The following is a 10,376-nucleotide window of genomic DNA, read 5'->3' as shown; positions in this document are numbered from 1 at the left end:
CCTGGAGTTCACCCTCCCCCCCTGTGCTTCTAATGGAATCAACGAGATACCCCGGAGTATCTCTCAATTTGCGTTGCAAACAAAGCTACTTAGATCTTTTAATCACAAAATTTGTCATATCAATCGCAACCACAAGCTGTTGTATTTGGCCGAGTTGCAGCCTGGGGTACCCCCTACCCCCTCCAAGTGAGAAAACAAAGCACTTGCACGACGGACTATGAAAACAAAGGACTTGTAAGTAGATGATTTTACAGCTAGTTAGGCTATAGATTTGATTCTAAAGCACTTGCGAGTAGCACAATCTGTTGTATCTGGCCGTCAGTTTTCGGTTGTCGGTCGTCGGTAAAACCTCTCCTTGTTTCAGCGTCAGGCTCAGAATGACAAAACCCAAACTACAGAGGTTCTTCGGCTGCGCCTCAGAATGACAACCCCCAAAAAACAAGTACAGGGGTTCTTCGGCTGCGCCTCAGAACTCGAATGACAAAGAACGAAAACCAACTACAAATTCAGAATAGCAATTGGGCTGGGGCATCATGCCAACATTCTGAGATTTATATTTGCCGTTAAATCAGGAACTTGCGGGAAAACGGGAGCGCCGACCCACTTGACACCCGAATTCCCGATTCAGGAATTCAGGGCATCTTACGAAACAACGCTCCGGTCGATTTGAGAGTGCCCGATATGCGCGTCAACCAACCACGGGCGAATACCATATCGGCGAAAGCGTACATCTGGTCTCGGAATCGCGGGCCATAGCCATACCACCAGGATTTCTTGATCCCAGGGATCAAGTCAGCGTCGATAAACTTCGGACGCACCATCTCCTCAAGACCCACAAGCCCATGCGTGCGTCCAATGCCGCTGGACTTAACTCCGCCGTGTGGCGCCTCGGAGACGCCAAACCCGCTCAGCACATCATTGATAAGAACTGTGCCGGCCTGGAGTTTCGCTGCAACGCGTTCACCCCGCGCACGGTCACGAGTCCAGACGCTGGCGGCGAGCCCGAACTCCGAATCATTTGCCATGCGTACGGCGTCTTCCTCGGAATCGAAGGCGATGATCGGCAATACCGGGCCGAAGGTTTCTTCGCGAACGACGCGCATATCAGGCGTCACGCCGGTGAGTATGGTGGGAGCGTAAAAGTTGAGCCCCAGTTCGGGAATCAGCTTGCCTCCGAACCGAATCGTGGCGCCCCTCTCGACCGCATCGCGGACATGCTCTTCCACAATCAACAACTGCCGTTCATGGATCATGGGACCCATATCGCAGGCCGGATCTGAAGCAGGCCCGACGCGCATCCTTGAAGCTTTATCCACGCAAGCCTGGACGAACCTTTCGTAGATGCCCCGCTGCACATAGCAACGCTCCACCGAAAGACACGTTTGACCGGCGTTCATGAAAGCACCCCAAACGGCTCCGCTGGCGACGACATCTATGTCCACGTCGTCGAAAACGAGCATGGCGTCTTTGCCGCCGAGTTCGAGCACTACCGGAATCAAACGCCGTGCCGCACTTTCTGCCACGCGTCTTCCGGTCGCGACACTTCCGGTGAAGATGATTTTGTCTACGTCGGCTTCGACGAGAGCCGCGCCAGTGGCGCCCTCACCGATGACGATTGAGAAAACGTCTGCGGGGACGCCAGCCTCGTGCAACAGACGCCCAAGTTCGACGGCGACCATCGGCGTGAACTCCGAGGGTTTGAGCACTACAGCATTTCCGGCAGCCAGCGCCGCGAGGGACTCAACCGCCGGAGTAGAAAATGGGTAATTCCAAGGCGCAAGAATGCCGATGACCCCAAACGGCTCGCGAATGATGCGTCCATGCTTGGCTTTGAGGATGAGGTTCCCGTGCGGGACGGGTTCCGGGCGGAGCGCGCGATACGCATAGCGACGCAGAAAGCGAACGACATCGAGCACAACCAGGACTTCCGACGTAATCGCTTCAGCGACGGGCTTTCCGGCTTCGCGGGCAATCAGCTCAGCGACTTCTTTCTTACGCTTCAACAACAGACCTTGAAAGCGCTGCAAAATCTGAAGGCGGCGGCGAACTCCGATGCGCTGCCAGGCTGGTTGCGCAACCCGCGCACGGGCGACGGCTTCCCGTACGTGCACCGCAGTCGCAACGGGCAATTCTCCGACGACCGTACCATCCGCTGGATTGCGCGAAATCAGAACGGACTGCGCGAGGTCAGTCTGGGGATTCATGACACTTCCTTGCGGCTAATACTCTACATTGACCAGCACAAGTCCGCTTGCCGGAGCCGTGGCGCCGGGGTTGGCGGACCTCTCGCGCGCGGCGAGGATCGAAGGAATGTCGGTTGCTAGCAGCGATCCCTTTCCGACCAAAAGAAACGTGCCTACGAGATTCCGCACCATGTGGTGCAAAAAGCCTGTGCCACGGACCTCGTAGATCAACTCGTCTCCTTGGCGCCTGAAGGTTGAGGAAAAAATGGTGCGGATATTCGAAGGAGCGTCTTCGTCATCGTCATTGGCTTCGGCGATCCGCCGGGCGCGATCGGGGTCCACCGCAGCGAAGGAGGTAAAGTCGAATTCACCCTCAACCTGCCTGGCGCTGTTGATCATGGCAACTTCATCGAGAGGCCAGGGGTGGTGATAGACGTAGCGCGCCACGAAAGGTGAACAGACCGCCTCGCGATAAATCCGATAACGATAAGTTTTGGCTCGCGCACACTTGCGCGGATGGAAATCCATGGAAACGACTTCGGCGGAGGTAACTCGAATGGTGGATGGAAGGGCATCATTCAGAGCGATGGCGAGGTTGGAGGGCGGAATGGGCGACTCGGAGAGGAATGCCGACACCTGTCCCAATGCATGAACACCGGCGTCGGTTCGTCCCGAACCATGGACGGTAACTTGTTCGCGGGTGACGCGCTCGATAGCGCCCGCGAGAGCGCCCTGCACGGTGCTTCGACCGGGCTGGACCTGCCATCCGGAGAAGTCGGTTCCGTCGTAGGCGAGTTCCAATTTGAAATTACGTGCCAAATTCACGTTCCTGTGCCGCAACTTCCGGCGTTGACGCGGGTGTTCTCAATTTGCAACCCAAACAACAATGGCCGTTAACGACTTGGTCCGTCAGATATACTAATTTGTTTCCTAAACCCAAATTCAAGCTCACTGCGGAAGAATTCCAGCAGATTTCTTGAACAATCCGGCGGCAGTTTGCGTATCAACGGTTGACGAATTGGGATTTGGGCAGTCTTAGAGAAGTATTTTTATTTGGAGAAGAGCGAATGCGCTTCTTGGGTCGTAGTTTGTTTTCAGCTCTTGGCATGGTTTTGGCGCTCGCCGGTCTTGCGCAGGCGCAAACCAGCAATGCAACTCAACAGAAAACCAGTTCGGGTCATGCGTACTCGGCGGAAGATTACAGCAAGCCGAAATCCCATATCTTCAATTTCATAGCTCCGTTCACGGCACGGGAAGTGCCGCCGCCGAACTTTTCCAATAGCCCGCGCATCGACCAGGCCGTTCGCGACGGCAAGATCTACATCTCGTTATCGGATGCAATTGCCCTTGCGCTCGAGAACAACCTGGATATCGCGATTGCGCGTTTCAACCTCTCCATCGCCGACACGGACATCCTTCGTTCGAAGGCGGGAGCATCGTTGCGCGGCGTTAATACCGGCGTGGTATCGGGCACTCCCGGCGGCGGCGTAGGCAATATCGGATCGGGGGCAACGGGCGGCGGCGCAGGCGGCACGAGCACGGGTGCGGGCGGCGCGGGCGCTGGTTCCAGCGGCATCGTATCCTCGACCCTCGGCGGCGGCCCCTCTTTGCCATCGTTCGACCCAAGTCTGAGCGGCACGCTTTCCGTGGGACAAAGCGGCAGCCAATCGACGAACCCGTTCACCGGTGTGCCTATCGTTCGTCAGCACACCGGAACTGGCAACTTCTCGTACAACCAGGGGTTTGCCACGGGCACGTCGTTATCAGTGGGCTTCAACAATACCCGCACGTCAACCAACAGCTCTTTTAACTATCTGACTCCTCAACTCGCCAGCAACTTCCGCGCCACCGTCTCGCAGCGCCTGTTGCAGGGACTCGGCTGGAACTTGAACACGCGCAACATCCGCATCGCGAAGAACAACCGCGAGATTTCGGACATCGCCTTCCGTCAGCAGATCATTTCGACGGTTGTCCAGATCCAGAATATCTACTGGGACCTGGTCAACGCGTATGAAGACGTCAAGGTGAAACAGGAGTCCGTTGCGCTGGCGGAAAAGACGCTGGCCGACAACCAGAAGCAGGTTGAAATCGGGACCCTGGCTCCGATCGAGATTGTGCGCGCACAGTCCGAACTTGCGGCCCGCAATCAGGACCTGATCGTTTCTCAGACCAACCTCCAGTTGCAGCAGTTGCTGATGAAGAACGCAATCAGCCGCAACCTGACGGATGCAACGCTGGCCGGCGCCCCGGTGATCCCGACGGACACGATGTCGATTCCAGCCGTCGAGCAGGTGGTTCCAACGGAAGACCTGATCAACGACGCACTGGCGCACCGTCCCGAGTTGGCTAGCTCGCGTATCGACCTTCAGAACCGGCAAATCAGCAACAAGGCGGTCCGCAACGGATTACTGCCAAGCGTTGACGTGTTTGCCTACTACGGCGCTTCGTCAGTCGGCGGCAACATCAATCCGAATTTCTCTGGCCTGGGTGGTACGGCCACTCCGAATGTCACTTACCCGATCAGCTACGGCGGCACTTTCGGCAACTTGTTTGAAAGTATCGCGCCGGATAAGGGCATTGGATTGAACATCCAGATCCCGATCCGCAACCGTGCGGCACAAGCTGACCAGGTGCGAAGCGAACTGGAACTGCAGCAGGCGCAGATGCGTTTGCAGCAACAGCAGAACCAGATCCGCATTGACGTTCGCAACTCTCAGTTCACGCTGACCCAGAACCGCGCCCGGGTGGAAGCCGCCCGCAAGGCCGTGGACCTGGCCCGCGAGAGCCTTGACGCCGAGCAGAAGAAGTATGCGCTCGGGGCGTCGACGAACACGTTGGTGCTGCAAGCACAGCGCGACCTGACGCAGTCACAATCGGGGCTGGTTTCGGCGATGGCCGCTTACGAGAAGTCGCGAGTGGACCTTGACCGCGCCACCGGCATGACGCTTACCAATTACGGAATCGACATCGTCGACGCCGAAAGCGGCAACGTCAAAAGAACGCCGCAGATGCCGGGTGTGGTTCCCAACACCAATGTGCCGGGTCAACAGCCGGTTCCTCAGCAGCAACCGAACAAATAAGCAAGTTTGCATTTCGAGCCCGGGGCTTCGGCTCCGGGCATTTTCTTTTTCTGGAACATGAAATCCCGCTTTACTGATACATCGTATTGCGATACTCTTTGCGGCAATCCAAACAGGCGTTCACAACGCCAGAACCAAAGATCCAACCCTCAACGGGAGAGGCCAATGCCTCTCCTTTTTCGTTGTGTGATGAGTCACGATGAGGTGCGTGCGGTCGCGGCGACGATGAATCTTCGTGTGAGATAATGCGCCTTCATCGCGGAACAATCCTTATGGGTCTCTCCGTCGCCATCGTGGCGCATAACGAAGAAAAGAATATTGCGCGGACGCTTGAGGCGGTCCGCTGGGCCGATGAGATCGTGTTGATGGACTCCGGCTCAACAGACCGGACCTGTGACATCGCCCGAGAATACGGAGCCAAGGTCATTCATGAACCCTGGCGCGGGTACGTCGCGCAGAAAAATTACGTGCTCGAGTTCTGTACGCAGGATTGGGTACTGGCGCTGGATGCAGACGAAGAGGTTACGCCGGGTCTGGCCGAAGAAGTGCGGAAGGCCGTGGCCGCAAACCTTGATCAGGGGTATGCGATTCCACGAAAGAACCTGTTCATGGGACGCTGGATGCGCTTCGGCGGCTTCTATCCCGATCCAAAGTTGAGGCTCTTCCGCTGCGGGGATGGATACTCGACGGGACATGATCCGCATGATCGGTACGAGTTGAAGAGTGGGCGTCCGGTGGTTCGCACAAAGAACCCCATGATTCATTACACCTACCCGACGCTGACGCTGTATCTCGATCACATGAACCGATATTCATCGCTTGGTGCGAAGAAGGTGGTCGGGAAACGTCCGCGCGGATTCAGCTTTATCGACATCGTGCTGCGGCCGGTGTTCACGTTCATCTACAACTATTTCGTGCGACTGGGATTCCTGGACGGGCGGGAAGGGCTGCTGTTGCACATGTATCACGCGGTGTATGTGTCCTGGAAATACTCGAAGGCGTGGGAGATGTCGCGCGAGAAGCAGTTGTAAATGATCCGGGTATGTGAGCCGGGCAATCCGGAGTGGCCAAAGCCACGTGTTCGGCGTCACTGCGAAGCGTTTCGCCTCGGACGAGAATGAGGGCAATCGGTGGTCTGTTGCAGGAGGCGCCATGATCGCCCTGAAACTCGTTCGCCTGATCGAGACCCACTCCGACCAACTTGCCCGAGCACTCATACACAAGGTTGAAACCAGCAGTAAATGTGCCGAACTGAGAAAGCTTGTACCTCACGCGGAGCTTCAGAACCGTGTCCACGAGGTGTACAAGAACCTTTCGGATTGGCTGAATGACAAAACAGAGCACGACATTTTCTTGACCTATACGAATCTCGGAAAGCGCCGCTTCGAGCAGGGCGTGCCGTTCCATGACTTCATGTGGGGCCTGCTACTTACCAAGCAGACGCTCTGGGAGTTCCTGGAATCCGAGGTGGTGGAGGACTCGGGAATACAGTTGCGCAGCGAATTTGAACTGCTTCAACTCATCGCCCAGTTTTATGACAAGGCGCTGTACTATGCGTCACTTGGCTACTGGGAAGCACACCAGTTCGAAGAGCAGACGCATGAACACAAGGTGATGCACGCGGTGTAAAGCGGCACCGTCAATAAGGTCGCCTGTCCCATCGAATGCCTCGAACGCGCCTCATCTGGTAGGCTCGTGTCGAGGCATTTTTATGCAAGAGACCGCCCAGCAGTACATCGCTCGACTGACGTCGTATCTGGAAGGCAAAGACTTCTTACAGGTTCTTAAGGCCACTCCGACACTGCTTCGGCAGCTCACAACGGCTGTGGCGGATGCGGAGTTGCGCAGACGTCCTGAGCCGAACAAGTGGTCGGCCATGGAGCAGGTGGCGCATCTGTCAGATGTGGAGATCGTGCTGGGGTATCGCGTGCGGGTGGTTCTCGGAGCAGAAGACGGCGTGCCGATTCCTGCGTTCGACCAGGATCGCTGGCAACAGGCGTTCCGGTATAACTCGCGCGAACTTGAGCCCACGCTTGCGGCGTTCACCGCCGCCCGGGAGAACAATCTCCGCCTGTACGAGTCGCTGTCACAGGCAGAGTGGAACAAATACGGAATGCACTCGGAGCGAGGCAAGGAGACGGTGGAGGCTATCGTGAAACTCGCAGCCGGGCACGATATCAATCACTTACGCCAGATCGAAGGATTGCTGGGAAAGCCGGCGAGTACCGGGACGGGGCGGTAGTCGCAAAATCGCGCCTCCTTGCTCATGAAACGGGCATCTCTTATGATCTAGGGTTATATAACCCGCACTTATGGCTCCTAAAAATTCAGACAATAAGCAGGTCCGTGAGTCGGCCATTCAGGACGTTTTCGAAGGCCGCCAGCCTTCGGAATCAGAACGTCAGTGGGCCGAACGAACGTTAGCTCCATTGCTCGAGAAGTCACCGGAGAAGCCGATTGGCGCCCCCACCGGCACCAACCTCGACGAGAACGGAAATGCCCGCTTCAGCACCATCTCCAACGTGCCGATCCGCCGTCTTTACACCGAGGCCGACTTGCCGGAGGACTGGAACTACGACCAGTATCTCGGATACCCGGGACAGCCCCCGTATACCCGCGGCATTCACGCGTCAGGGTATCGCGGCAAGCTGTTTACCATGCGCCAGTTCTCGGGGTTCGCCTCTCCCGAGGAGACGAACGAGCGCTATAAGTATCTGCTCGCACACGGAGGCGGCGGTCTTTCGGTGGCGTTCGACCTCCCTACCCTGATGGGTTACGACTCCGATCACTTCTTCAGCGAAGGCGAAGTCGGCAAGTGCGGCGTTGCGATTGATTCTCTGGAGGACATGGAAATTCTCTTCTCCGGAATCGACCTGGAGAAGACGACCGTTTCGATGACCATCAACTCGCCCGCCTCGATCCTCTGGGCGATGTACCTGGTGGTCGCCGAAAAACAGGGGGCTGACTGGAAGAAGGTCTCCGGCACTATCCAGAACGACATCCTCAAGGAATACATTGCGCAGAAGGAGTACATCTACCCGCCTGCGCCGTCGATGCGCCTCGTGATCGATACCTTTGAATTCGGCTCGAAGTTCACGCCGCGCTTTAACACCATCTCGATCAGCGGATACCACATCCGCGAAGCCGGATCGACGGCACTCCAGGAACTCGCGTTCACCATCTACGACGGTGTCGAGTATGTGGAATGGGCGCGCCGCCGGGGACTGGATGTCGACGAATTTGGTCCGCGCCTGAGCTTCTTCTTCAACGCTCATAACGACTTCTTTGAAGAGATCGCGAAATATCGTGCCGCCCGGAAGATCTGGTATCGCCTGATGAAGGACCGCTTCGGCGCGAAGCAGGCACGCACGTGGCTGATGCGATTCCACACCCAGACTGCCGGCGTGTCACTTACGGCACAGCAGCCGATGAACAACATCGCGCGTGTCGCGATCCAGGCGCTCGCGGCCGTGCTCGGCGGAACGCAGTCGCTGCATACGGATTCGTACGACGAAGCGCTCGCGCTACCGACCGCAGACGCCGTCCGCATTGCGCTGCGTACACAACAGATCGTCGCCTATGAAACCGGCGTGGTGAATACCATCGATCCGCTGGCGGGCTCGTACTTCGTGGAACGGCAGACGCTGGATATGGAAAAGGGCGCCTTCGACTACTTCGAGAAGCTCGACGCAATGGGCGGGATGGTGAAGGCCATCGAACGCGGATATCCGCAGAAAGAGATCGCCGAGGCCAGCTATCAGTTCCAGCGCGCCGCCGAAGCCCGCGAGAAAGTCATCGTCGGTGCTAACGAGTTCACAATTGAAGAGGAACCGCCGCAGATCCTCTACATCGACGAGACCGTGCGTCATCAGCAGATGGACAAGCTGAAAGCCTTGAAGGCGCGTCGTTCGAACGAAGAGGTTCAACGCCGTCTGGAGGCCCTGAAGAAAGCTGCTGCCCAGGAACCAAAGGTGAAGGCCGACGGCAGCATCTCCGACGCGAACACCATGCCTTACATCATCGAGGCAGTTCGCGCGTACGCCACAGTGGGCGAAATCTGCGACGCACTCCGGCAGGTGTACGGAACCTACGAGGAGACAAGCATCACCTAGTTTCACCGGGCAAAATGAAAGGCGCGGGCCGAAAAGCTCGCGCCTTTTTGCTGTGTGAGCGATCTAAGCCGGCGCCTTGCGGGCACGTTCTGCCACGCGGTGCTCGCGACGCCGGCCGGCGTCCTCAAAACGGCGCTTTTCCTCGTCGGTCTCGGGAATCACCGGGGGCACAGCCCGACGGCGGCCGTGGCGATCGACGGCAACGAAGGTGAGATAGGCTGTGCTTACGACCCGTCGTTCGCCGGTGATGTAGTTCTCCACAAAAGCCTTCACGCCAACTTCCATGGAAGTGTGAAACGCCCGGTTCACGGTCGAACGAAGGATCACGAGATCACCAACGTGGACGGGGGTAAGGAAATCCAGATGATCGATGGACGCCGTTACCACGTAGCTCTTGGCGTGACGGTGCGCCGACAACGCGCCTGCAAGGTCGATCCAGTGCATCAGGCGTCCGCCAAGCAACGCCCCGAGAGGGTTGGCGTCATTGGGAAGCACAACCTCCGACATTTCCGATTGCGATTCGCGTACAGGCCTGCCCGTCGTCTCAAAGGTGGCTTCAGCCATGGTTCTTCCCTTTCCTATCCAAATACGAGTTCAGAAAACATTCTGCCAAAGGCATGATGCGAACATTGCGCGCGGGTTGAACCCAGCGCCGTTCCGCAACCTGGTAATGCAACATGCCGTGCTCTGCCGGCAGATAGTCCAACTCTGAAACATAACAGATTGAAATCTGGCCGTCTCGCTCGCGTTGGACCGAGAAGCGAACTGCATCGGCGTCGCGATCGTGTGGCAGCCGAGGGCAAGTGCGGGCATAACCGAGATTGCAGCCCGACTTCAGTTCCTCGTCGGTCGGTTGATAGCCTTCCGCTCCGGGCGCACAACACGAGCCTCGAAACCCAGCGCCAAGCGGCAGTCGAAGAGGATGCGCCCATCCAGCGTCGTCGAAGCGCTCCAGTGGAATGAAAAAGGGACAAGGCATGAATCCATGATTCTACTCATTC

The 10,376-nt window shown here is 57.3% G+C and carries 9 protein-coding genes; 5 read left to right on the top strand and 4 right to left on the bottom strand.

The genetic code is table 11. From position 1 onward, the window contains the following. Positions 1–632 precede the first annotated feature (632 nt). Both VN577_23695 and truA read right to left on the bottom strand, forming a co-directional pair. Complete coding sequence (locus VN577_23695; GenBank protein ID HWR17853.1) at positions 633–2,204, bottom strand: aldehyde dehydrogenase family protein; 1,572 nt, start codon at positions 2,202–2,204, stop codon at positions 633–635. Between the two features lie 15 nt (positions 2,205–2,219). Continuing rightward, entirely contained in the window at positions 2,220–3,002 is a 783-nt protein-coding gene (gene truA, locus VN577_23690; GenBank protein HWR17852.1) for a tRNA pseudouridine(38-40) synthase TruA, read from the bottom strand. A gap of 248 nt (positions 3,003–3,250) precedes the next feature. On the opposite strand from truA, the gene VN577_23685 reads away from it, so the two are divergent. The 5 genes from VN577_23685 to VN577_23665 all read left to right on the top strand — a co-directional run bounded on the left by VN577_23685 (position 3,251) and on the right by VN577_23665 (position 9,375). Then, positions 3,251–5,263, top strand: a complete 2,013-nt coding sequence (locus tag VN577_23685; protein ID HWR17851.1) for a TolC family protein — start codon at positions 3,251–3,253, stop codon at positions 5,261–5,263. A gap of 272 nt (positions 5,264–5,535) precedes the next feature. After that, on the top strand, positions 5,536–6,294 hold the full coding sequence (locus VN577_23680) for a glycosyltransferase family 2 protein (GenBank protein ID HWR17850.1): 759 nt from the start codon (positions 5,536–5,538) through the stop codon (positions 6,292–6,294). Between the two features lie 121 nt (positions 6,295–6,415). Continuing rightward, positions 6,416–6,892: a hypothetical protein gene (locus VN577_23675; GenBank protein HWR17849.1), complete on the top strand. Its 477-nt coding sequence runs from the start codon at positions 6,416–6,418 to the stop codon at positions 6,890–6,892. Between the two features lie 82 nt (positions 6,893–6,974). Next, complete coding sequence (locus tag VN577_23670) at positions 6,975–7,505, top strand: DinB family protein (protein HWR17848.1); 531 nt, start codon at positions 6,975–6,977, stop codon at positions 7,503–7,505. Between the two features lie 70 nt (positions 7,506–7,575). Then, positions 7,576–9,375 (top strand): methylmalonyl-CoA mutase family protein, encoded by a 1,800-nt coding sequence (locus VN577_23665; protein HWR17847.1) that lies wholly within the window; start codon positions 7,576–7,578, stop codon positions 9,373–9,375. A 63-nt stretch (positions 9,376–9,438) separates the two neighbouring features. Here VN577_23665 and VN577_23660 read toward each other — a convergent pair whose 3' ends face one another. After that, positions 9,439–9,939 carry an acyl-CoA thioesterase gene (locus tag VN577_23660; protein HWR17846.1) on the bottom strand — a complete coding sequence of 167 codons (501 nt, stop codon included), beginning with the start codon at positions 9,937–9,939 and terminating at the stop codon, positions 9,439–9,441. Further along, positions 9,932–10,354 (bottom strand): hypothetical protein, encoded by a 423-nt coding sequence (locus VN577_23655; GenBank protein HWR17845.1) that lies wholly within the window; start codon positions 10,352–10,354, stop codon positions 9,932–9,934. Before VN577_23655 ends, VN577_23660 begins: the two co-directional genes overlap by 8 nt. Positions 10,355–10,376 lie beyond the last annotated feature (22 nt).

The sequence above is a fragment of the Terriglobales bacterium genome (genome assembly GCA_035561515.1).
Lineage (GTDB): Bacteria > Acidobacteriota > Terriglobia > Terriglobales > Acidobacteriaceae > DATMXP01.
The sequence above is the reverse complement of the archived record's forward strand: the minus strand, read 5'-3'. Positions and strand labels throughout refer to the sequence as shown.